A 22,474-nucleotide genomic window follows, 5' to 3' on the forward strand; every position below is an offset into this window, starting at 1 on the left:
CCATGCGACTACCCCGCCCCGGCTTCCGTACCTGGCTGTTGTTGCTGCTGCTCGTCCTGGGCGGCGGCCTGGCGCTGCTCGATCAGCGTGACGACGCGCCATCGCCCGCCGCCCCTCAGGGCGAGACCGGGGAGCCCGACTACTACCTGGAAGACGCCCGGCTGACACGCTTCGATGCCCAGGGGCGCCCCCATCAGCGGCTGACCACGCCACGCCTGGAACATACCCCGATCGACGACGTCACCCGGCTGACCACCCCGCATGCCGAACTGCGCGATCGCGAAGGCCGGCAGTGGCTGGCCGACGCCCAGCGCGGGCGACTGGAAAACGGCGGTAATCTCTTGACCCTCGAGGGCCAGGCCGTGCTGACCGCCCCGGCACAACGCTGGCGACTCGAGACCGAGCGGCTGCACTACGAGGCCGACGCCGGGCACGCCTGGAGCGACACCCCGGCACGGCTGAGCCAACCGCCCCAACGAATGCGTGGCGAGCGTTTCGACGCCTGGATCGATGACAACCGCGCCCGACTGACCGACAATGTGCACGGTCACCACCCGCCGGACCCCCAGGAGGACCCCCAGCCATGACGCGACCCTTCGCCTCGCTGCTGGCCCTGACGCTGCTCACCGCGGCGCTGGCCACCCCTACGGCCCAGGCCCTCGAGGGCGATGCCAGCGCGCCCATCCAGGTCGAGGCCGACCGCCTGGACCTCGACGATCGAGCCGGCACCGCCATCTACCGGGGCGATGTACGCATCGAACAGGGCAGCATGCAACTGACCGGCGAGCGCGTGGAGATCCAGCGCAACGACGCCGGCCAGCTGACCACCGCCACCGCCACCGGTCAGCGCGCCTACCTGGAACAGAAGCCCGCGCCGGACCAGCCGCTGGTCCGTGCCTGGGGCCGCACGGTCGTCTATCACGTGGCCGAACGGCGCATCGAACTGGTCGACCAGGCCGAGCTTCACAAGGGCGGCGATACCTTCGATGGCGGCTACCTCGAGTACTTCCTCGACCGCCGCGTGGTCCAGGCCCGCTCCAACGCCCAGGGCGTCAGCGAGAGCCAGCGGGTACGCATGACCCTGGAGCCGGAACAACAGGACGCCCCATGAAAACCCTGAGCGCCCAGCATCTGGCCAAGAGCTACAAGCGTCGCCGCGTGGTCCAAGACATCAGCCTGGAGATCCAGCAGGGCCGCATCATCGGCCTGCTGGGCCCCAACGGCGCCGGCAAGACCACCTCCTTCTACATGATCGTCGGCCTGGTGCGCGCCGATGCCGGCCGCGTCGCCATCGACGAGCGCGACCTCTCCGGCGCCGCCATGCACGAGCGTGCCCGCTCGGGTATCGGCTACCTGCCCCAGGAAGCCTCGATCTTCCGCAAGCTGTCGGTGGCCGACAACATCCTGGCGATCCTCCAGACCCGCCGCGACCTGGATAATGCCGGCCGCCAGGCGCGCCTGGAGTCGTTGCTCGAAGACTTCCACGTCACCCACATCCGCGACAACCTCGGCATGAGCCTGTCCGGTGGCGAGCGCCGCCGGGTCGAAATCGCCCGAGCGCTGGCCACCGAGCCCGACTTCATCCTGCTCGACGAACCCTTCGCCGGCGTCGACCCCATCTCGGTGGGCGAGATCAAGGGCATCATTCGCCAGCTCAAGGCCCGCGAGATCGGCGTGCTGATCACCGATCACAACGTGCGCGAGACGCTGGACATCTGCGATGGCGCCTACATCGTCGGCGACGGTCAGATCATCGCCGAAGGCAATGCCGAACAGATCCTGGCCAACCAGCGCGTGCGCGACGTCTACCTGGGCCAGGACTTCCGCCTCTGACGCCGCCACAGTTCGCAAATTACTGATATACAAGTCGCCGTAGAACAGCAGGCACAGCGATTGCCGCTGGCATGCTAATTGCTTGGCAATCGACTTGCACGGCGCCTTTCCGCGCACTAGGGTATAAGGCCTCTTCCCCGCAGGACCGGACCGCTTTCCCATGGCCATGAAGGCATCCCTTCAACTGCGTGTCGGCACCCAGCTGACCATGACGCCTCAGCTGCAGCAGGCGATCGGCCTGCTGCAGCTGTCGACCCTCGACTTGCGCCAGGAGATCCAGCAGGCCCTGGAGGCCAACCCCATGCTGGAGCTCGAGGACGACTTCGGCGAACAGGCCGTCAGCGAGACGCCGGAAGACGACTGGCCCGACGAGATCCCCGCCGAGCTCAGCGTCGACAGCGACTGGTCCGACACCTTCCAGGACGCCGGCGGCGGCGAGGCCCCCGACTTCGAGCGCCAGGCCGCCGGCCAGAGCCTGCAGAGCCACCTCGGCTGGCAGCTCGCCATGGGCGCCTTCGACGCCCGCGAGACACGCATCGCCGAGAGCCTGATCGACGCGGTGACGCCGGATGGCTATCTCGACCAGCCGCTCGATGAGCTGCGCGATGGCCTGCGTGCCCAGGGGCTCGAGGGACTCACCACCCGCGAAGTGGAAGCCCTGCTGTTGCGTCTGCAGCGCTTCGAGCCCACCGGCGTGTTCGCCCGTGACCTGCGCGAGTGCCTGCTGCTGCAACTCGCCACCCTGCCCGATGACACCCCGCTGCTGCCCCAGGCACGACGCCTGGTGCGCCAGTTCCTGGAGGCCCTGGCCGGCAACGACCGCCGGCTGCTCAAGCGGCGCCTGGGGCTCGACGACACGACCCTCGACGCGGTCATCGCTCTGATCCGCGGCCTCGACCCACGCCCAGGCAGCGAATACTCGAGCGACGACAACGACTACGTGATCCCCGACCTGATCGCTCGCCATACCTCCCGGGGTTGGCATGTCGAGCTCAACCCCGAGGCGATGCCTCGGCTGCGCGTACAGCCCGACTACGCGGCGCTGATCAAACGCGCCGACAAGAGCGACGACAACCAGTTCCTCAAGGACCACCTGCAGGAAGCCCGCTGGCTGATCAAGAGCCTGGCCAGCCGCAACGACACCCTGCTGCGCGTCGGCCACGAGGTGATGACCCGTCAGCTCGCCTTCCTCGAGCGCGGCGAGGAGGCCATGAAACCGCTGATCCTGGCCGACATCGCCCAGGCCGTTGAGATGCACGAATCGACCATCTCACGGGTCACCACCCAGAAGTTCATCCACACGCCGCGCGGCGTCTTCGAGCTCAAGTACTTCTTCTCCAGCCAGGTCGGCGACGGCGAAGACGCACACTCCAGCACCGCGATCCGTGCCCGCATCCGCAAGCTGGTCGAGGGCGAAGCCCCCCGCAAGCCGCTCTCCGACAGCAAGCTGGTCACCCTGCTCGCCGAGGAAGGCATCGAGGTGGCCCGGCGCACCGTCGCCAAGTACCGCGAGGCGCTGCACATCCCCTCCTCGAGCCAGCGCAAGCGGCTCGGCTGAGGGCGCCCGCAGAGCCGTTGCCAGGGCGTGGAAACGCGCTGGGAACAGGGGGTTTGCAAGGCATCAAAAAGGGTTACAATCGAGTCACCACCCAAGGAGCAAGGAGCGTGTCATGCAAGTCAACATCACCGGCCATCACGTGGAATTGACCGACCCCCTGCGTGACTACGTGCAGGAGAAGCTCTCCCGCCTGGAACGTCACTACGACAACATCACCACCGTTCAGGTCACGCTCTCCGTCGAGAAAGAACGCCAACAGGCCGCCTGCACCCTGCATGCCGCCGGTGCCGATCTACACGCCGAAGCGATGGACGGCGACATGTATGCCGCCATCGACGCCCTTGCCGACAAGCTGGACCGCCAGCTCGTCAAGCACAAGGAAAAGACCCAGGCCCGCGCCCAGGGCGCCGCAAGCGTCCGCTGAGCCCTCATGTCACTCGAAACCATCCTGCCCCCCGAGCGCACCCTCTTCGGTGTACCCGGGGGAAGCAAGAAGCGGGTGCTGGAATTCTTCAGCACCTTCATCGCCCAGAACATGCCAAGCCTCGACAGCCAGGAGGTCTTCAGCCGGCTGATCGGGCGGGAACGCCTGGGCAGCACCGGCATCGGGCATGGGGTCGCCATCCCCCATTCCCGCAACCCTCACTGCAAGGCGCCGCTCGCCGGCTTCCTCAAGCTCTCCGAGCCGGTCGACTTCGATGCCATCGACGGCGAACCCGTCGACCTGGTCTTCGTGCTGCTGGTGCCCGAGCAAGCCGATGACGCCCATCTGGCCCTGCTCGGCCAGGTCGCGGGCGTGATGAACGATGCCGAGACCCGCAGCGCCCTGCGCCGGGCAGGCAGCCAGCGCGAGCTGCACGACTGTTTGCTCGATGCCATTCGACGACAGGCACCGGCCGCCAGCGGGCGCGGCTGAGCGGTGCAGCGCCCCGACCAGGAGAGCCGTCATGCAGCTCGTCATCATCAGCGGACGCTCCGGCTCCGGCAAGTCGATCGCCTTGCAGGCCCTCGAAGACCTGGGCTTCTACGCCATCGACAACCTGCCGGCGATGCTGCTCGGCCCGCTGGTGGACGAGCTGCGCAGCGATCAATCGCCGCGCAGCGCCATCGCGGTGAGCATCGATGCCCGCAACCTGCCTCACGCCCTGAAACGCTTCCCCACGCTGCTCGAGGACGTACGCTCCCGCGACATCCACTGCCAGGTGGTCTATCTGACCACCGACGCGCGCATCCTGCTGGAACGCTACTCCGCCACCCGGCGCCGCCACCCGTTGACCCGCGACACCGAGATGACGCTGGCCGAGGCGATCGACCGCGAGGAAGATGCCCTGACGGAGATCCGCGACCTCGCCGACCTGCTGATCGACACCTCGCGGCTCTCGGTGCATGACCTGCGGGGCCGCATCACCGACCAGGTGGCCAGCCATCGCCACGAGGGGCTGACGCTGACCATCGAATCCTTCGGCTTCAAGCGCGGCGTCCCCCTGGACGCCGACATCGTGTTCGATGCCCGCTGCTTGCCCAATCCCTACTGGGACCCGCGGTTGCGCGACGCTACCGGCCGCGACCCCAGCGTGATTGCCTTCCTCGAGAGCTACCCGGTAGTCGACGAGATGGCCGCCGACATCCTGAGCTGGATCGAGCGCTGGCTGCCCCGCTACCGGGCCAGCCAGCGCAGCTACCTGACCGTGGCGATCGGCTGCACCGGCGGCCAGCATCGTTCCACCTACCTGGCCGAGGGGCTAGCCCGACGCCTGGCCGAGAGCCACGCCGGGGTGCGCCTGCGCCACCGCGAGCTAGGCCTGCAACTCACCCTCCCCGCCCCGACCGCCGACGAGGACCGCTAGCCCCGTGCCCTGCCGCAAGCTCACCTTGACCAACAAGCGTGGTCTGCATGCCCGCGCCGCCACCCGCCTGGTACAATGCTGCCAACCCTTCGCCTCCCGCGTTACCGTCTGCCACGGCGCACAGCAGGCCGATGCAACCAACATCATGTCCCTGCTGATGCTGGCCGCCCCCTGCGGCACCGAACTGACCCTCGAGGCCGACGGCGAAGACGGCGAGGCCGTGCTCAACGCGCTGGAACAGCTCTTCGCTGCCCGCTTCGACGAAGACGCCTGACCCACGACCGTCGCGACCCCCGACCAACCGAGCAAGACCATGCTGTAACTCGTCCAGACGGGCAAGTACTCCCGGGTCGATTTCGACCCCGAGCGCGACCACTTCATCAAGACCTTGCAACCCAAGCGTTTCGACCGGCTGCGTTACCGGCTGCGATCCGCCCCTATCCCGGGCACAACGTCGCCCTCGTCGCCGCGCGCCTGAAGAAGCTCGGCATCGCCTCGCCGACCATCGTCGCGGCACAACGCTACCGGCTGGTCACCGAGAATGCGCACGCCACCCCGCTGAAACAGCTCATCCTCGACTCACCGGACCTGCAGGCTCGGCACCTGGATGCGTTGGTCGCCTTCGACCGGCACGGCATCCTCTGCCGCGGCCTGCACACCAACAACGTCCTGGTCCGAGACGGCCGGCTGATCGCCATCGACCTCGCCCCCTACAAGCTAATCCCCCACTGGCGTTTCCCACGGCGCGAGTACCTGGACTGCCTGAGCCGGTCGCTCAAGGGCGACGAGACCTTCCTGTTCACGCGTCTACTCGAGTGGCTGGGGCTGGACGAGCACTACCCCCCCGTTACGCTGACCCCGTCGGCAACGAAAAAGCCCGCGACACGGTCGCGGGCTTGGTCGTGGCAGGCGGCCTACCGTCAACCACCGGCCACGGTCATCTCGTCGATCAGCCAGCTACCGGTGTGGATACTGCCGCGGGTGTCGATATCATCGCCGACGCCGACCAGGCCCTTGAACATCGTCTCCAGGTTCCCGGCGATGGTGAACTCCTCCACCGGATGCTGGATGCGGCCGTTCTCCACCCAGAAACCCGCCGCGCCGCGTGAGTAGTCCCCGGTGACGCCATTGACACCCTGCCCCATCAGCTCGGTGACCAGCACGCCGCGATCCATGCGCGCGAGCAGCGCTTGCTGCGATTCGAGCGGTGCGGCCAGGCGCAGGTTGCGGGCGCCGCCGGCATTACCGGTGGTCTCCATCCCCAGGCGGCGAGCGCTGTAGGCGGAGAGCATGTAGCTGGCCAGCCGCCCCTGGTCGATGAAGACGTTGTCGCGGGTCGCCACACCGTCGCCATCGAAGGCGCTGCTGGCCATGCCGCGCATCAGCCGCGGCTGCTCCTGCAGCGAGAACCACTCGGGAAAGAGCGTATCGCCGAGCCGCTCGCACAGGAAGGAGGACTGGCGATAGAGCGCGCCGCCGGCGATGGCGCTGAGCAGGCTGCCGATCAACACCGAGGCCAGGCTCGGATCGAACAGCACCGGCATCCGCCCGGTCGCCGGACGCTGGGCGCCGAGCCGGCGCAAGGTACGCCGGGCGGCACTCTCGCCCACGACCTCGGGGGCCAGCAGCTCACGAGGATCGCGCGTACTGGAGTAGTCGTAGTCGCGCTGCATGCCGTTCTCGTCTTCGGCGATCAACATGCAGGCCAGCGAATGACGGCTGCCCCGCTGGCTACCCAGGAAACCGTGGCTGTTGGCATAGACGCGCACGCCCTCGCCGCTGGACAGCTCGGCGCCCTCGGAGCTCTTGATGCCGGCGACACCGCGACCCGCGGCCTCGCAATCCACGGCGAGCTCGATGGCCTGCTCGGTGGACAGCGACCAGGGATGGTGGACATCGAGATCCGGCAGCTCACGAGCCATCAGTTCGGCCGGCGCGAGACCGGCGACCGGATCTTCCCCGGTATAGCGAGCGATCGCCATGGCCTTCTCGACCACGTCGCGGATCGACGCCTCGGAGGCATCCGTAGACGAGGCACTACCCTTGCGGTTGCCCGCGTAGACGGTCACCGCGATGCCCTGGTCACGGGACAGCTCGACGGTCTCCACTTCGCCCTCGCGGACGTTGACGCCCACGCCCTGGTCGACGCTGGCGCCCACCTCGCAGGCATCGGCGCCGAGCCGGCGGGCCAGCGCCAGGGCCGCCTCGGCACGTGTTTCCAGCAGTGACTGCTGGGCGGCGGCATCGAAAGCCTGTGTCATCGTCTTGACTCCTCACTCGACCGGCCTCGGGGCCGATACACAACATATGGTCGATTGGCCAGCCCGCCGCGGCGGGCTGGTATACTGGGCCGATGCACCACGCCCCTCTCATGAACCAGGACGCCGCATGACCCAGGATGATTTCTCTCCGGCCGACGAACGGCCCAGCAAGTCGCAGCTCAAGCGCGAGATGCACGCCCTCCAGGAGCTCGGCGAACGACTGATCGCCATGCGCGAGGCCGAGCGCGCCCGCTTCCCGCTCTCCGATGATCTACTGGCGGCCATCGAAGAAACCGGCCGCATCCGCGCGAGGGAGGCTCGCCGCCGGCACATGCAGTACGTCGGCAAGCTGATGCGGCGCGAGGATCTCGACGGCATCCAGGCGGTGTTCGACGAGATCGATCACGAACAGCAGCGCCGGGACCACGCCTTTCACCGCCTCGAACGCTGGCGCGACCGCCTCATCGAGGAAGACGACGCCCTCGAGGCCTTCATCGCCGAGTTCCCCGAGGTCGACCGCCAGGCGCTGCGCCAGCTGATCCGCAACGCCCGCCGCGAGAACGATCAGGGCAAGCCGCCGACCAACGCCCGCCGGCTGTTCAAGCTGATCCGCGACACCGCCGACATGTGAAGACCGGCGCTGCGCGCCTGACAAGACGCGGCAGCGCCGCTGGAAGAAGGGAGAACGGCGCTGCACGCCTTGAAGAGGCATGGAAGACCAGCATTCTTCTTCACTCTTCCTTCTTCGCTAGGACTCCGTGCCGCCGACGGTCAGCTCGTCTAGCTTCAGCGTCGGTTGTCCCACGCCGACCGGCACGCCCTGCCCTTCCTTGCCACAGACACCGACGCCGGTGTCGAGCTCCAGGTCGTGGCCGATCATCGACACGCGGCCCATCGCCTCGGGGCCGTTGCCGATCAGGGTCGCCCCCTTGACCGGCGCGGTGATGCGACCGTCCTCGATCAAGTAGGCCTCGCTTGCCGAGAACACGAACTTGCCGGAGGTGATATCCACCTGGCCACCGCCGAAGCTCGCCGCGTAGATGCCACGGGAGACACTCTTGATGATATCGGCGGGATCGTCCTGGCCGGCACGCATGTAGGTGTTGGTCATGCGCGGCATCGGCAGGTGGGCGAAGGATTCGCGGCGAGCATTGCCGGTGGGCGCCATGCCCATCAGCCGGGCGTTGAGCTTATCCTGCATGTAGCCGGTGAGGATGCCGTCCTCGATCAGGGTCGTGCACTGGGTCGCCGTGCCCTCGTCGTCGACGGAGAGCGAACCGCGCCGGTCGGCCAGGGTGCCGTCGTCGACCACGGTCACGCCCGGCGCCGCCACGCGCTCGCCCATGCAGCCGGCGAAGGCCGAGCTGCCCTTGCGGTTGAAGTCGCCCTCCAGGCCGTGACCGACCGCCTCGTGGAGCAGGATGCCCGGCCAGCCGGCCCCCAGCACCACCGGCATCTGACCGGCCGGCGCATCGACGGCATCGAGATTGACCAGCGCCTGACGCACCGCCTCCTTGGCGAAACGCTCGGCCACGTGCTCATCGCGCAGCCGGGACATCGGATAGCGGCCGCCGCCACCGGCACTGCCCCGCTCTCGGCGACCGTTGCGCACCGCGATGACGCTGACGTTGAAACGCACCAGGGGGCGCACGTCGGCGGCCAGGGTGCCATCGCTGGCGCGCACCAGCACGACCTCGTAGACGCCGCTCAGCGAGGCGCTGACCTGGCTCACCGACGGGTCGGCGGCGCGCGCGACACGATCGGCTTCCTTGAGCATGGCGATCTTCTCGTCGGCGGACAGCCCGGCGAGCGGATCGATGCCGGCATAACGGGCCGTCGAGGTCGTCACGACGCGCGGCGCGGTGGCCAGGCGTTGGCCGCTGCGCACGATGCCGGCGGCGGTGCGGCCAGTCTCGGCCAACGCTTCCATGGAAATCTGGTTGGAGTAGGCGAAGCCGGTCTTCTCGCCGGCCAGGGAGCGCACGCCGACGCCGCCGTCGATGTTGTAGCTGGCCTCCTTGACCTCACCGTCCTCCAGCACCCAGCCCTCGTGCCAGCTGCGCTGGAAATACAGATCGGCATAATCGATGCCGGCGCCCAAGGCATGGCCGAGGCCACTGTCCAGGGCATCGAGATCGAGCCCGCCGGGCGTCAGCAGCGCCTCGGTGGCCTGGTCGAGCAGGGGTTGCGTGTGTGATGTCATTCGGCACTTTCCAGAGCGATGCGCGGGGAGGTCCAGGGTCCCTCCACGCGATAGTGAATTCGGGTCACGCGGTCGAGGGCATCGCCGAACAGCTTGTCGGCAATGAACAGCGCCCCTCCGACCATCGGCGCCCCGGCGATCACCGCCGCCAGAGGCAGGTTGTTGCTCACCGGCAGTGTGACGCCCAGACGCTGATCGAGTTCCCGCCGCGCCAGGTCGACGCCACCCTCCAGGGTGAAGCGGGTAGCCGGGCCATCGATCTCGACCGGCCCGCGGGTCTCCAACACCCCACCATACAGGGTCGCATCACCACTGACACGATCGAAGGCGGTGCCACGCCCGGTGACGTCGGAGAAGTCCAGGGTCAGGCGGCGCAGCAGGTTGTCCACGTTGAGCAGGCCGACCACTCGCGCCGACGGCGACTCCAGGTTGGCGAAGCGTCCATCGCGCAGCTCGACGCCCAGGTTGCCCCGGGAGCGCGCTAGCGCGAACTGCCAGGGTGCCCCGGGCCAGGCCAGCTGGCCCTCGACCCGGGTCTCGTCATTGCGGATCGCTACCGGCTGGCCGAGCGCCTCCAGCGCCGTGCCCAGGTCGCCGCCATCGATGTCCAGCCGGGCCCGGGTCAGGCTGGCCTCGGGGCCGGCTGCCTCCCAGGTCAGGCTGCCCCGGGCGTCGATCTCGCCCAGCGACAGCGCCAGTGGATCGACCACCAGGCGGTCCGACTCGGCCCGCCACCGGGTGCTCAGTGGGCCGAACGCACGGCCCCGATAGCTCAGCTCGTCGATGCTCAGCCGGCCCGCGGGCAGCTCGCCGAGCGAGGCCGGCAGGGCCATCGCGCCCGGCGGTGTCTCGAGTTCCTCGTAGAGCCGCCCGGCTCCCTCGCCGATGGCCTCCAAACGTGGCTCGCTCGGCAGCAAGTCATCGAGGCTCAAGTGCGACAGCGCCACGTTCAGCGGCTGCGCGCGCCCCGGCCGATAGGCCAGCTCGCCGGTCAACAGGCTGCCATCCAGGGCCAGTCGCCAGCCATCGACCACCGGCTCGCCTTCGACGATCATCGAGCCCAGGCAATGCCGCTCGACACTCAGGCAGTCGGTGTCCAGCATCACACGGGAGATGGTGCCGCCCCCGCCGGGGCCGCCAGCGGCGGCGCCACCCAGCGGCGCCAGGGCGCGTCCCCAGGCCCGCGGCTCGATGCGTGGCAGATAGGCCTGCAGCGTCCAGCCGGGCTCGCTTGGCCAGGTCGCGGGCGCCTCGCGCCCCAACCAGGCCTGCCCCTGCCCGCCGCGCTCGGGGCGCCAACGCCAGCCCAGGTCGCCGCCCAGGCGACCCGACCAGCGCCCGGACTCGGACAGCGCGAAACTCAAGCGCAGCTCCCGCGGCGTGCCGGCCGCCTTGCCCAGCGGCGCCGGCAGGTCGATGACCGGCTCGCGTAGCTGACTCGAGAGGTTCAGGGTCGGCGCCTCGGCCTCGAGATCGACATCGCCATGCCACGCCAGCGGTCCGGCGAGCACCGCGTCCAGGCCCGCCGGCGCGCCCAATTCGGTGAGGGCCTCGGCCCGAGCGGTGCCCGACAGGTCGACACGCCCCTCTCCGGTCGCCAGCTCGGCCCGCACAGGCCCGCCGAGCAGGCGGCCCTCGAGCGAACCCTCGAGCGAGCCTTGCTCGCCACGCTGGCGCCAGGCGAGAGGGCCTGCTATATCCTCGAATACGAGCCCGCTCGTCGTATGCGTCAGGCGTGGTAAATCGACCTCGCCGGCAATATCGAGGCTCAGCGAGTCCGGGTCGTCCAGCGATAACGACAGGTCGAGACCGGCCTGCAGGCCCCCTTCGCCCTGCCAGTCGGCGACCGCGCCGATGCCCTCCACCGGCAACGCGGCCAAGAAGCGCGACAGCGCCGGGGCATCGGCGGCGAGCGGCCCCTCGACCGACAAGCGTTCGCCGTCCAGCCGCACCTCGGCGTCATGGGTCTGGATGCCCAGGCTCTGGGCCGTGTCGACCTCGGCGCGAAGCGTCTCGCCGCGCAGCGTCATCCGCCCGGACACGTCTTCCAGCGCCGGCCAGCCATCGGCATAGGGCAGCCGCCCCGCCTCGACTTCGAGGTCAAGGTCAAGGCTCGGCTCGAGGGAGGCCAGCTCGTCCTGCTCGTCGCGCAGCGGCACGTGCAGGCGCAGCGAGCCCTCCGGCACCCGCCCGGCCAGACCACCGGCCAGCCAGTCGGCGAGCTCCGGGGTCTCCTCGCCCAGCAGCCGCATGGGCAACCAGTCGCTCAGCGGCCGCGAGCGCGCCTCGACGTCCTGGAAGTCCAGCGTCAGGCCGAAGCCGCCACGCTGCGCGCCGCCCACCGAGAGGCCGAAACCACCCGTCACCTCAGCGCCGCGCCAACCGGCCTCGAGGCCGCGGCCACTGACGAAGCTGCGTGCCCCGTCGTAGCGCCAGCTGACCTCCCCGCCGGCATGCGACAGCGACATCGGCGCGGCGAAGACCTCCGGGATGGCAAGCTCGGTGCCCTCACCGCCGGCGAAGCGCACCCGCCCATGGAGGCCATCCGTCGTGAGCCAAAGCGCCAACGGCCCGCCCCCCGGCACCTCTTCCCAGGGGTCGACCGCCACCTCGCTGGCGCTGACCCGGGTCCGCCAAGCGCCATCTCGGTAGCCGAGCCCCAGGCCGTTCACCTGCCCCCGCGGGGCGAGCGCCGCCACGCTACGCGCAAACGCCTCGGGCAACGGCAAGTGCTCACGCCAGGCCGCCAAGGCGGCGAGATCGAAGGCCCCGGTGGTCAGCCACCAGTCGCGCTGGTCACCTTCCAGGTACCAGTCCCGCGGCAGGGATCGTGCGTCGGCCGAGGCATCGGGGCCGGTTCGCTGGGCGGCATCGGCCTGTATCCAGGCCTGCCAGTCGTCGGCGTCGGCCGCGCGGCGCCACTGGCCGCGCAGCGTGGCATCTTCCAGCACGATGCCGGGCGCCTCGTCTTCCGGCTGACGCAGCGCCAGCCGCGGGGCGGTGACGTCGAGCCGGGCATCGGCCAGGCGACCATCATTCCAGCGCCCCCATAGCCGTGCCTCACCATCGAGGTCATCGAAGTGCGGCAACGCCTCGATGCCGAACAGCGACGACAGCCCGGTCAGGCTGTCGAGGCTCATGTCGGCCTGCAGGGTCGCGCCGAAGTCATCGAGCCCCTGGCCGGGTGCCAGCCGCATGGTCACCCTGGCGGCCTCACCGGGACGGCCGCGCAGCCGCACTCGCCCTTCGAGATGGGTATGACCGGCATCGCCGACCATCAACAGCTGTGGCGCCTCGAGCACCGCCTTGTGCTGGCGGCCATGGAGCACGACCTCGGTGTCCTGGGCCCAGGCGCGCTGCCTGCGCAGCACACCGACCCAGAAGTCCAGGCGCGCGAGGTCGAACTCGCTGTCGGGGATCAGCTCGGGAGGCACCTCGGCAGGCTCCGGCCAATGCCAGCGGCCATCGTCGCTCTGGTAGAGATGCAGGGTGAGGCCGGTGAGATGGGCATCGGACACCACCGGCAGGCCATCGCGCAGGCTGGCCGAGGTATCGAGGCGCAGCCGGGCGCCGTCGAGCTCGAGCAGGGGCCGCTCGCCGACGGGCGAGTCCAGCACCAACCCGCGCAGCGCGAGCTCGGGGTCGAGGCCGGCCACGCCGCCCTCGACCGAGTCCAGGCTCACGGCGGCCTCGAAGCGCGCCGACAGCAGCGCCTCGAGACGCGGGGTCAGCTGCTCGGCCTGGCCGAGCAGCAGACGCAGCACCAGCGTGAGCAGCGCCACCAACGTGAGGGCTGCCGCCAGTAGTGTCAGGGTCCAGCGGATCACCAGGCGGGTCGGCGACATGGGCTCACATCAGCACGATGTCGTACTGCTCCTGGGAATAGTGGGCCTCGACTTGGAAACGAATCGTCTTGGCGATGAATTCCTCCAGGTCGGCGACGGCCGCGGACTCCTCGTCGAGCAGCCGGTCGACCACCGACTGAGCGGCCAGCACCGTATAGGTATCGGCACTATAGGCCCGTTCCTCGCGCAGGATCTCGCGGAAGATCTCATAGCACACCGACTCCGGCGTCTTGAGGGTACCGCGCCCATGGCAGGAGGGGCAGGCCTCGCACAGCGTCTGCTCCAGGCTCTCCCGAGTGCGCTTGCGTGTCACCTGCACCAGCCCCAGTTCGGTGACCCCGGTGCACTTGGTCTTGGCGTGGTCACGCTCCAGCGACTTCTCCAGTACCCGCAGCACCTGACGTTGATGCTCCAACTCCTCCATGTCGATGAAGTCGATGATGATGATGCCACCGAGGTTGCGCAGCCGCAGCTGACGAGCGATGGCGGTGGCGGCCTCGAGGTTGGTCTTGAAGATCGTCTCCTCGAGGTTGCGGTGCCCCACGAAGCCGCCGGTATTGACGTCGATGGTGGTCATCGCCTCGGTCGGATCGATCACCAGGTAGCCGCCGGACTTGAGCTGCACCTTGCGGCCCAGCGCCTTCTGGATCTCGTCCTCGACGCTGAACAGGTCGAAGATCGGTCGCTCACCGGCATAGTGCTCGATGCGCTCCACCGCCGAGGGCATGAACTCCTCGGCGAACTCGAGCAGCCTGACATGGTTCTCGCGGGAATCGATGCGTACCTTCTCGATGTCGTCGCGCATCACATCGCGCAGGGTGCGCATGAAAAGCGGCAGGTCGTCATAGATGACACTCGGCGCCGAGGCGGTGATCTTGCGCTCGCTGACCTTGCGCCACAGGCGCAGCAGGAAGTGCATGTCGCCGGCCAGCTCTTCCTGGCTGACACCCTCGGCGGCGGTACGCACGATGAAGCCACCGGTGATCTCGAGGGTCTGCTCGGCCTGGGCGGCCTCGATCAGCTGGCGCAGACGCTCGCGCTCGCGCTCATCCTCGATACGCTGGGAGACCCCGTTATGAGGCGAGTCCGGCATGTAGACCAGATAGCGCGAGGGCACCGAGAGATGAGTGGTCAGGCGCGCTCCCTTGGAGCCGATCGGGTCCTTGGTGACCTGCACCACCAGCGATTGCCCCTCGTGGAGCAGCTGGGCGATGGAGACCTGCTCATCGGCCGGCGTGCCGGATGGCATCACCTCGTGGGCATGGATGAAGGCGGCTCGCTCGAGGCCGATGTCGACGAAGGCGGCCTGCATGCCCGGCAGCACCCGAACCACCTTGCCCTTGTAGATGTTGCCGGCGATACCACGACGCCGGGCCCGCTCGATGAAGGCTTCCTGGAGCACGCCGTTCTCCACCACGGCGACCCGGGTCTCCATCGGGGTCAGGTTGATCAGTACTTCACCGCTCATGCGGAAATCCTTGTCCAGAGGAAACTCGAGGCATTATGACATAGCGCCGTTCCACAGCGGGACGCCCTGGCGGCTAAGCAGCCCGGCGGTCTCATAGAGCGGCAGGCCGACCACCGCCGAGTGGCTGCCCTCGAGGCGCGACACGAATAGCGCCGCCCGGCCCTGAATGGCGTAACCACCGGCCTTGTCGACGGGCTCCCCGGTCGCCCAGTAGGCGGCGATCTCGGCCTCCGATATCTCGCGTAGCGTGACCCGGGTGGCCACGCAGACGCTGAGCAGCCCCGCGGGGCCTTCGACCGCCACCGCGGTCAGCACCCGATGGGCGCTCCCCGACAATGCGCGCAACATGGCGGCGGCGTGTTCGCGATCGCGCGGCTTGCCGAGAATCGCATCGTCGCATACCACCGCGGTGTCGGAGCCGAGCGTGGGCAGCGCGCTGCCCACCGCCCCGGCCCGGGCCTTGTCTTCGGCCAGGCGTCGTACGTAGGTCTCGGGCGCCTCGTCGGGCCGGGGCGTCTCGTCGATATCCATCGGCCACACCTCGACCGGCACGCCGATCGACACCAGCAGCTCACGGCGCCGCGGCGAGGCGGAGGCCAACCGGATCAAGGCGCCATCACACGGAGCCTCGGGATTCATCATCGCGGCTCCTCCGCGCTGCCGCGGCGCCGGAAGACCCGGAACAGCGTGGTCAACCAGGGCCATAGCAGCGCCCCGATCACCGAGGGCAGCAGGAACGAAAGGTGGATCGCGAAGGGCCCCAGCAAGGTCCTGAGCCACTGTTCCGCCAGCTGGACCGTGCCCAGCAACACCAGGATCAGCACCGCCTGCTGGAACAGCGAATAGGCCCGGAAGCGGGGATAGACCAGGGCACACAGGAACGCCAGCAACGACAGCAACAAGGCGTTCTGCCCAAGCGGCGCGCCCTGGATCAGATCCAGCAGGATGCCCAGCACGAAACCGTGGAAGACCCCGACCTTCTGGGGCGCCTTCATGCACCAGTAGATCAACATCAGGCCCAGCCAGTCCGGGCGCCAGATCTGCCAGCCGTCGGCCAGCGGCATCACCTGCAGGCACAGCGCCAGCAGCAGGGTCAGCCAGATCCAGGGCAGGCTCGCCGTCGAACGCACGGCCATTATGTCTCCTCCTCGATGGACCCGATCATCTCCAGCGCCGCGTCGATGGCCGCCGACTCGAGCTCGACCGTCCAGCCGCCACGCCCCGGGGCCTTGGGCGGCTCAGGCGGGAACAGCAGCAGGAAATGCCGGGCACGCTGCAACTGAGCCACCGGCCGGGCCTCGACCCTGGCGAAGGGCTCGCCGGGATCATGAACCACCGAACTGACCCGAGCCACCGGATAGCCCGGCGGGAAGCGACCGGCCAGCCCCGAGGTCATCAGCAGGTCACCCTCGCGGATATCGGCGGTATCCGGCACGTGCAACACGCTGAGCGCATCGTACTGGCCAGTGCCCTGGAGGATGAACCGCAGGCCATTGCGATTGACCTGAACCGGCAGCGAATGACTGGCGTCGGACAGCATGAGCACTCGGCTGGCATAGGCCGACACCGAGGTCACCTGCCCGACCAGCCCGGCGGCATCCATCACCGGCTGACCGACGAAGACGCCATCGCGTCGACCGCGATCGATCACCATGCGGTGACTGAAGGGATCGGGGTCCAGCGACAGCAGCTCGGTGGTGATGAAGGGGATATCATGCTCGCGGGTGGCATCGAGCAGCTCGCGCAGCCGCACATTCTCGGCGGTCAAGCTGGCGGTGCGCTGGGCGCGATGCGAGAGGGTCAGGATCTGCTCACGCAGCTGGCGATTCTCGTCCAGCAACTCACGCTGATCGGAAAACGCCAGCGACGCCCAGTTGAGGGCGTCGCTGGGCTGGCTGACCAGCCACTGGATGGGCGCCACCGCGGTCGACAGCTGGGCCCGCACGGGCTCCATGCGCGTGAAACGTAGATCCGCAAACATCAGGGCAACGGCGAGGAGCACGCACAGCAGCATGCGATACCCCGGCACCGAGCCATGCGAGAACAGCGGTTTGATAGCGTCCTCTCCCTATACTTCCTTCTGGCGGCGCTGTAGGGAACGCGCGAACGCCGCCGGCGGCGAGCCTCAAGCGCGTTCCCGATGACCCTACGCACTTCCGCCTGCTCGCTGGTCGCCGCCATCCATCGGGGCTTTCGTTAGTCGCTGGAGAGCAGCTCGAAGGTATGCTGGTCGATCATCTCGAGCGCCTTGCCACCGCCGCGGGCCACGCAGGTCAGCGGGTCCTCGGCGACCACCACCGGCAGCCCGGTTTCCTCGGCGATCAGCTTGTCGAGATCACGCAGCAACGCGCCGCCGCCGGTCAACACCAGGCCACGCTCGGCGATGTCGGAGGCGAGCTCGGGGGGCGATTGCTCCAGGGCGCTCTTCACCGCGGCCACGATGGACCCCAGCGTCTCCTGCAGCGCATCGAGGATCTCGTGGGAATTCAGGGTGAAGCTGCGCGGGATGCCCTCGGCCAGATTGCGGCCGCGCACGTCGATCTCACGCAGCTCGCCGCCGGGGTAGGCGCAACCGATCTCTTCCTTGATACGCTCGGCGGTGGACTCGCCGATCAGGCTGCCATAGTGGCGGCGCACATAGGCGATGATCGACTCATCGAAGCGGTCGCCGCCGACGCGGATGGACTCGGAATAGACCACGCCGTTGAGCGAGATGATGGCGATCTCACTGGTGCCCCCACCGATGTCGACGACCATCGAGCCCTGGGCTTCCTCGACCGGCAAGCCGGCCCCGATGGCCGCGGCCATGGGCTCCTCGATCAGGAACACCTCGCGGGCGCCGGCGCCCTCGGCGGATTCCTTGATGGCGCGGCGTTCCACCTGGGTCGACATGCAGGGCACGCAGACCAGCACCCGCGGGCTCGGCGTCAGGAAGGTGCTCTGATGGACCTTGCGAATGAAATACTGCAGCATCTGCTCGGTAACGGTGAAGTCGGCGATGACGCCGTCCTTCATCGGCCGGATGGCGGTGATGTTGCCCGGCGTGCGGCCGAGCATGCGCTTGGCGTCGACACCCACGGCGGCCACGCTGCGCATGTTGCCGGACTGGCGGATCGCCACCACCGACGGCTCGTCGAGCACGATACCGCGCCCGCGGACGTAAATCAGCGTATTGGCCGTCCCCAAATCGATCGACAGATCGCTGGAAAACAGCCCCCTCAAACGTTTGAACATGAAGTCGTTACCTAGTGCAGACCGGGAACCCTGTGCGGGGGCAAACCGTATCACTGCACCCCCCGAGCGGCAAGCAGCGAGCCCTCGGCCCCTGCCCGCCGTGACGCGAATATGGTAACTTCTGCGGTCTTTTCTCCCACCCCTTCGAGGACACTCGATCATGGCGCTTGAACACGCAGACGTTCTCAAGGCCGCCCACCTGGCCCGACTCGGCCTGGACGAGGGCGAAGCCGACCGCTATCTCGACGATCTGGGACGCATCCTGGAGATGGTCGACCAGCTCCAGTCGCTCGACACCGAGGGAGTGGCTCCGCTGGCGCATCCGCTGGATGCCACCCAGCGCCTGCGCGCCGACGAGGCCACCGAGACCGATCGGCGCGAGACCTTCCAGCGCGTCGCACCGGCGGTGGAAAACGGCCTCTATCTGGTGCCGCGCGTCGTCGAATGACCGCGTCTTCCTTCGTCAATGGCATGTCACCACGGAGCCCCGGCCCCATGCACGACCAGACACTGACCGGACTCGCCGCCGCCCTGGCCGCCGGCGAGTTCTCCAGCCGCGAGCTGACCGAGCACCTGCTCGCGCGCATCGAGCGCCATGACGGCGCCCTCAACAGCTTCATCACCGTCACCGGCGAACAGGCCCTGGCCGCCGCCGATGCCACCGACGCCCTGCGCGCCCGGGGCGAGGCCGGCCCGCTGACCGGCCTGCCGCTGGCGCTCAAGGACATCTTCTGCACCCAAGGCGTGAAGACCAGCTGCGGCTCGCGGATGCTCGACAACTTCACCGCGCCCTATGATGCCAGCGTGGTCGAGAGGCTCGCCGCCGCCGGCACCCTGAGCCTCGGCAAGACCAACATGGACGAGTTCGCCATGGGCTCGTCCAACGAGAATAGCCACTACGGGCCGGTGAAGAACCCCTGGGACCTCACCGCGGTGCCCGGCGGCAGCTCCGGCGGCAGCGCCGCGGCGGTGGCCGCGGGCCTGGTACCGGCCGCGCTGGGCACCGATACCGGCGGCTCGATCCGCCAGCCGGCGGCCTTCTGCGGCATCACCGGCCTCAAGCCCACCTACGGCCGTGTCTCGCGCTACGGCATGGTGGCCTACGCCTCGAGCCTCGATCAGGCCGGCCCCATGGCGCGCACCGCCGAGGACTGCGCCCACCTGCTCGGCGCCATCGCCGGCCACGACCCGCGCGATTCCACCAGCGTGGCGCGCGGCGTGCCGGACTACACCGCGGGCCTCGACGCCCCGCTGTCCGGCCTCAAGATCGGCCTGCCCAAGGAGTACTTCGGTGACGGGCTGTCGGCCGAGGTGGAGACGGCGGTGCGCGAGGCGATCAGGGTCTATGAATCGCTCGGTGCCACGGTGCGCGAGGTCAGCCTGCCGCACACCCACTACGCGATCCCCGCCTACTACGTGATCGCCCCGGCCGAGGCCTCCTCCAACCTGTCACGCTATGACGGCGTGCGCTTCGGCCATCGTTGCGAGAACCCGAGCGATCTGACCGACCTCTACAAGCGCTCGCGGGGCGAAGGCTTCGGCGAAGAGGTCAAGCGACGCATCCTGATCGGCACCCACACCCTCTCCGAGGGCTTCTTCGATGCCTACTACAAGCAGGCGCAGAAGGTCCGTCGACTGATTCGCCAGGACTTCCTCGCTGCCTTCGATGAGGTCGACGTGCTGATGGGCCCTGCCTCGCCGACGCCGGCCTTCGACCTGGGCGCCAACAAGGACCCGGTGTCGATGTATTTGCAGGACATCTACACCATCGCCGTCAACCTGGCCGGGATTCCCGGCATCAGCGTGCCGGCCGGCTTCGCCGGCGGCCGCCCGGTGGGCCTGCAGATCCTCGGCACCCACTTCGCCGAGGCCCAGCTGCTCAACGTCGCCCACCAGTTCCAGCAGGCCACCGACTGGCACCTGCGCCGCCCCGGGTTCATTGAGGAGACCGCCTGATGCAATGGGAAACCGTGATCGGGCTGGAGGTCCACGTCCAGCTCGCCACCCGCTCCAAGATATTCTCCGGCGCCTCCACCGCCTTCGGCGCCGAGCCCAACACCCAGGCCTGCGCCGTCGACCTGGGCCTGCCCGGCGTGCTGCCGGTGCTCAACGAGCAGGCGGTCGCCATGGCCGTGCAATTCGGCCTGGGCATCCACGCCGAGATTCCCGACGTCTCGGTGTTCGACCGCAAGAACTACTTCTATCCGGACCTGCCCAAGGGCTACCAGACCAGTCAGATGTATGAGCCGATCGTCGGCCCGGGCGAGGTCGAGATCCTGTTCGACGACGGCGAGAGCAAGCGTATCCGCGTGCACCACGCCCACCTCGAGGAGGACGCCGGCAAGTCGCTGCACGAGGACTTCCATGGCATGACCGGCATCGACCTGAACCGCGCCGGCACGCCACTGTTGGAGATCGTCTCCGAGCCCGACATGCGCTCGGCCAAGGAGGCCGCGGCCTACCTCAAGGCGATCCACTCCATCGTCACCTACCTGGGCATCAGCGACGGCAACATGGCCGAAGGCTCGATGCGCTGCGACGTCAACGTCTCGGTGCGCCCCAAGGGCCAGGAAGCCTTCGGCACCCGCGCCGAGATCAAGAACGTCAACTCCTTCCGCTTCGTCGAGCGGGCCATCGCCTTCGAGGTCGAGCGCCAGGTCGAGCTGCTCGAGGATGGCGGCAAGGTCGTTCAGGAGACCCGCCTGTACGATCCCGACGCCGATGAGACCCGCAGCATGCGTACCAAGGAGGAGGCCAACGACTACCGTTACTTCCCCTGCCCGGACCTGCTGCCGGTGGTGCTCGACCAGGCCTATATCGACCACCTGCGCGACAACCTGCCGGAGCTGCCGGCCGCCAAGCGCGAGCGCTTCCAGGGCGAACTCGGCCTGTCGGCCTACGACGCCGGCGTGCTCTCGGCGAGCCGCGCCATGGCCGAGTATTTCGAGCGAGTCCACGAGGTCTGCGGCGACGCCAAGCTAGCGGCCAACTGGGTGCAGGGCGAGCTCTCCGGCGCCCTGAACCGCGAGGGCCTTGCCATCGCCGCAAGCCCCGTCTCGGCCGACCAGCTCGGCCAGTTGATCGGTCGAGTGATGGACGACACCATCAACGGCAAGGCCGCCAAGCAGGTCTTCCAGGCGCTGTGGCACGGCGAGGGCGGCGATGAGTCCAATAGCGCCGATGCGGTGATCGAGGCCAAGGGCCTCAAGCAGGTCACCGACAGCGGCGCCATCGAGGCGATGATCGACCAGGTGATCCGTGACAGCCCCGCCCAGGTCGCCCAGTACCGCGACGCCGAGCCGGACAAGCGCGGCAAGATGATCGGCTACTTCGTCGGCCAAGTGATGAAGGCCTCGCGGGGCACCGCCAACCCCCAGCAGGTCAACGGCCTGCTCAAGGAAAAGCTCGACGCCCTGTGCTGAGCGTCATGGGGGCGAGCCCTCGCCGGCTCGTCCCACCGATTTCAGAGGACGATCCATGGCAGACGATGTCGGCGCGCGACTGCGCGCCCTGCGTAACCTGAGAGACATCTCCCAGCGCGAGCTGGCCAAGCGCTGCGGGGTGACTCACTCCAGCCTGTCGCTCATCGAACAGGGCAAGGTCAGCCCCTCCGTGAGCTCGCTGAAGAAGATCCTCGACGCCATCCCCATGAGCGTCGGCGACTTCTTCACCATGGACCTGGAGAGCCGCGACCAGGTGTTCTATTCGGCCGACGAACTGGCCGACGTGGGCACCGGAGATGTCATCTACAAGCTGGTCGGCGGCAATCGCGCCGCCCGGGCGCTCAACTTCATGGTCGAGACCTACCCTTCCGGCGCCGACACCGGCCGCGAGATGATCGCCCACCAAGGCGAGGAAGCCGGCGTGATGCTGGAGGGCGAGATCGAGATCACCATCGGCGCCGAGACTCGCGTGCTCGGCCCCGGCGAGGCCTATTACTTCGACACCAACGTGCCCCATCGCTTCCGCAATGTCGGCGACGTCGCCTGCCGGCTGATCAGCTGCGCCACCCCCGCGCGGACCTTCTGAGCGCCCTTCCTCTTCTCGATCACCATACAGGCCACGACAAACGGCACCCGCCTACCAAGGCGGGTGCCGTCGTCATCGAGCGGCTCGAACGATGTCGGCCATCGCCTCGCGCCACCGCGTCAGGGCGCGAGCGTCATCCACACGCTCTTCAGGTCGGAGTACTCCTCCAGCGAGTGGTGGGACTTGTCGCGGCCGT

21 protein-coding genes are annotated in these 22,474 nt (G+C 68.4%); 13 read left to right on the forward strand and 8 right to left on the reverse strand.

Annotation, left to right across the window (positions count from 1 at the left end; all coding sequences use genetic code 11):
* The first annotated feature begins 2 nt into the window (after positions 1-2).
* From lptC to ETC07_RS11235, 8 genes are all read left to right on the forward strand, one after another.
* The gene (gene lptC / locus ETC07_RS11200) at positions 3-587 is read left to right on the forward strand and encodes an LPS export ABC transporter periplasmic protein LptC (RefSeq protein WP_136248604.1); all 585 of its coding nucleotides are present in this window, start codon (positions 3-5) and stop codon (positions 585-587) included.
* The gene (gene lptA, locus ETC07_RS11205; RefSeq protein ID WP_136248605.1) at positions 584-1,111 is read left to right on the forward strand and encodes a lipopolysaccharide transport periplasmic protein LptA; all 528 of its coding nucleotides are present in this window, start codon (positions 584-586) and stop codon (positions 1,109-1,111) included. Before lptC ends, lptA begins: the two co-directional genes overlap by 4 nt.
* Positions 1,108-1,833, forward strand: coding sequence for an LPS export ABC transporter ATP-binding protein (gene lptB / locus ETC07_RS11210; RefSeq protein ID WP_136248606.1), 726 nt, complete (start codon positions 1,108-1,110; stop codon positions 1,831-1,833). Before lptA ends, lptB begins: the two co-directional genes overlap by 4 nt.
* Before the next feature lie 160 nt (positions 1,834-1,993).
* On the forward strand, positions 1,994-3,391 hold the full coding sequence (locus ETC07_RS11215; RefSeq protein ID WP_136248607.1) for an RNA polymerase factor sigma-54: 1,398 nt from the start codon (positions 1,994-1,996) through the stop codon (positions 3,389-3,391).
* A 112-nt stretch (positions 3,392-3,503) separates the two neighbouring features.
* On the forward strand, positions 3,504-3,815 hold the full coding sequence (gene hpf, locus ETC07_RS11220) for a ribosome hibernation-promoting factor, HPF/YfiA family (protein WP_136248608.1): 312 nt from the start codon (positions 3,504-3,506) through the stop codon (positions 3,813-3,815).
* A 6-nt stretch (positions 3,816-3,821) separates the two neighbouring features.
* Positions 3,822-4,307, forward strand: a complete 486-nt coding sequence (locus ETC07_RS11225; RefSeq protein ID WP_136248609.1) for a PTS sugar transporter subunit IIA — start codon at positions 3,822-3,824, stop codon at positions 4,305-4,307.
* A 31-nt stretch (positions 4,308-4,338) separates the two neighbouring features.
* Positions 4,339-5,238, forward strand: a complete 900-nt coding sequence (rapZ, locus tag ETC07_RS11230) for an RNase adapter RapZ (RefSeq protein WP_136248610.1) — start codon at positions 4,339-4,341, stop codon at positions 5,236-5,238.
* Positions 5,239-5,242: 4 nt separating this feature from the next.
* A complete protein-coding gene (locus ETC07_RS11235) occupies positions 5,243-5,512 on the forward strand; it encodes an HPr family phosphocarrier protein (protein ID WP_136248611.1) in 270 nt (89 codons plus the stop codon).
* Between the two features lie 646 nt (positions 5,513-6,158).
* Here the strand turns inward: ETC07_RS11235 and pmbA are convergent.
* Positions 6,159-7,499 carry a metalloprotease PmbA gene (pmbA, locus tag ETC07_RS11240; RefSeq protein ID WP_136248612.1) on the reverse strand — a complete coding sequence of 447 codons (1,341 nt, stop codon included), beginning with the start codon at positions 7,497-7,499 and terminating at the stop codon, positions 6,159-6,161.
* A gap of 127 nt (positions 7,500-7,626) precedes the next feature.
* Here pmbA and yjgA point away from each other — a divergent pair, with 127 nt between their 5' ends.
* A complete protein-coding gene (yjgA, locus tag ETC07_RS11245; protein WP_136248613.1) occupies positions 7,627-8,130 on the forward strand; it encodes a ribosome biogenesis factor YjgA in 504 nt (167 codons plus the stop codon).
* Between the two features lie 117 nt (positions 8,131-8,247).
* On the opposite strand, the gene tldD is transcribed toward yjgA, so the two are convergent.
* The 7 genes from tldD to ETC07_RS11280 form a co-directional block, all read right to left on the reverse strand.
* A complete protein-coding gene (gene tldD / locus ETC07_RS11250; protein ID WP_136248614.1) occupies positions 8,248-9,702 on the reverse strand; it encodes a metalloprotease TldD in 1,455 nt (484 codons plus the stop codon).
* Positions 9,699-13,547 (reverse strand): YhdP family phospholipid transporter, encoded by a 3,849-nt coding sequence (locus ETC07_RS11255; protein WP_136248615.1) that lies wholly within the window; start codon positions 13,545-13,547, stop codon positions 9,699-9,701. The genes tldD and ETC07_RS11255 overlap by 4 nt, the downstream gene beginning before the upstream one ends.
* Before the next feature lie 4 nt (positions 13,548-13,551).
* Positions 13,552-15,015, reverse strand: coding sequence for a ribonuclease G (gene rng, locus ETC07_RS11260; protein WP_136248616.1), 1,464 nt, complete (start codon positions 15,013-15,015; stop codon positions 13,552-13,554).
* Positions 15,016-15,048: 33 nt separating this feature from the next.
* Complete coding sequence (locus ETC07_RS11265; RefSeq protein WP_276605508.1) at positions 15,049-15,657, reverse strand: Maf family protein; 609 nt, start codon at positions 15,655-15,657, stop codon at positions 15,049-15,051.
* Positions 15,654-16,151 carry a rod shape-determining protein MreD gene (gene mreD / locus ETC07_RS11270; protein WP_136248618.1) on the reverse strand — a complete coding sequence of 166 codons (498 nt, stop codon included), beginning with the start codon at positions 16,149-16,151 and terminating at the stop codon, positions 15,654-15,656. The genes ETC07_RS11265 and mreD overlap by 4 nt, the downstream gene beginning before the upstream one ends.
* A complete protein-coding gene (gene mreC, locus ETC07_RS11275; protein ID WP_136248619.1) occupies positions 16,151-17,029 on the reverse strand; it encodes a rod shape-determining protein MreC in 879 nt (292 codons plus the stop codon). The genes mreD and mreC overlap by 1 nt, the downstream gene beginning before the upstream one ends.
* A 182-nt stretch (positions 17,030-17,211) precedes the next feature.
* Entirely contained in the window at positions 17,212-18,249 is a 1,038-nt protein-coding gene (locus tag ETC07_RS11280; RefSeq protein ID WP_136248620.1) for a rod shape-determining protein, read from the reverse strand.
* A gap of 160 nt (positions 18,250-18,409) precedes the next feature.
* Here ETC07_RS11280 and gatC point away from each other — a divergent pair, with 160 nt between their 5' ends.
* From gatC to ETC07_RS11300, 4 genes are read left to right on the forward strand one after another with little or no spacing between them, the layout of a single operon-like run.
* On the forward strand, positions 18,410-18,697 hold the full coding sequence (gene gatC / locus ETC07_RS11285; protein ID WP_136248621.1) for an Asp-tRNA(Asn)/Glu-tRNA(Gln) amidotransferase subunit GatC: 288 nt from the start codon (positions 18,410-18,412) through the stop codon (positions 18,695-18,697).
* Positions 18,698-18,744: 47 nt separating this feature from the next.
* Positions 18,745-20,205 carry an Asp-tRNA(Asn)/Glu-tRNA(Gln) amidotransferase subunit GatA gene (gatA, locus tag ETC07_RS11290; protein ID WP_136248622.1) on the forward strand — a complete coding sequence of 487 codons (1,461 nt, stop codon included), beginning with the start codon at positions 18,745-18,747 and terminating at the stop codon, positions 20,203-20,205.
* Entirely contained in the window at positions 20,205-21,671 is a 1,467-nt protein-coding gene (gene gatB / locus ETC07_RS11295) for an Asp-tRNA(Asn)/Glu-tRNA(Gln) amidotransferase subunit GatB (protein WP_136248623.1), read from the forward strand. The genes gatA and gatB overlap by 1 nt, the downstream gene beginning before the upstream one ends.
* 55 nt (positions 21,672-21,726) lie before the next feature.
* Positions 21,727-22,278, forward strand: coding sequence for a cupin domain-containing protein (locus tag ETC07_RS11300; protein WP_136248624.1), 552 nt, complete (start codon positions 21,727-21,729; stop codon positions 22,276-22,278).
* The last annotated feature ends 196 nt before the right edge of the window (positions 22,279-22,474 follow it).

Source organism: Halomonas borealis (genome assembly GCF_004798905.1).
GTDB classification, from domain to species: Bacteria; Pseudomonadota; Gammaproteobacteria; order Pseudomonadales; family Halomonadaceae; genus Halomonas; species Halomonas borealis.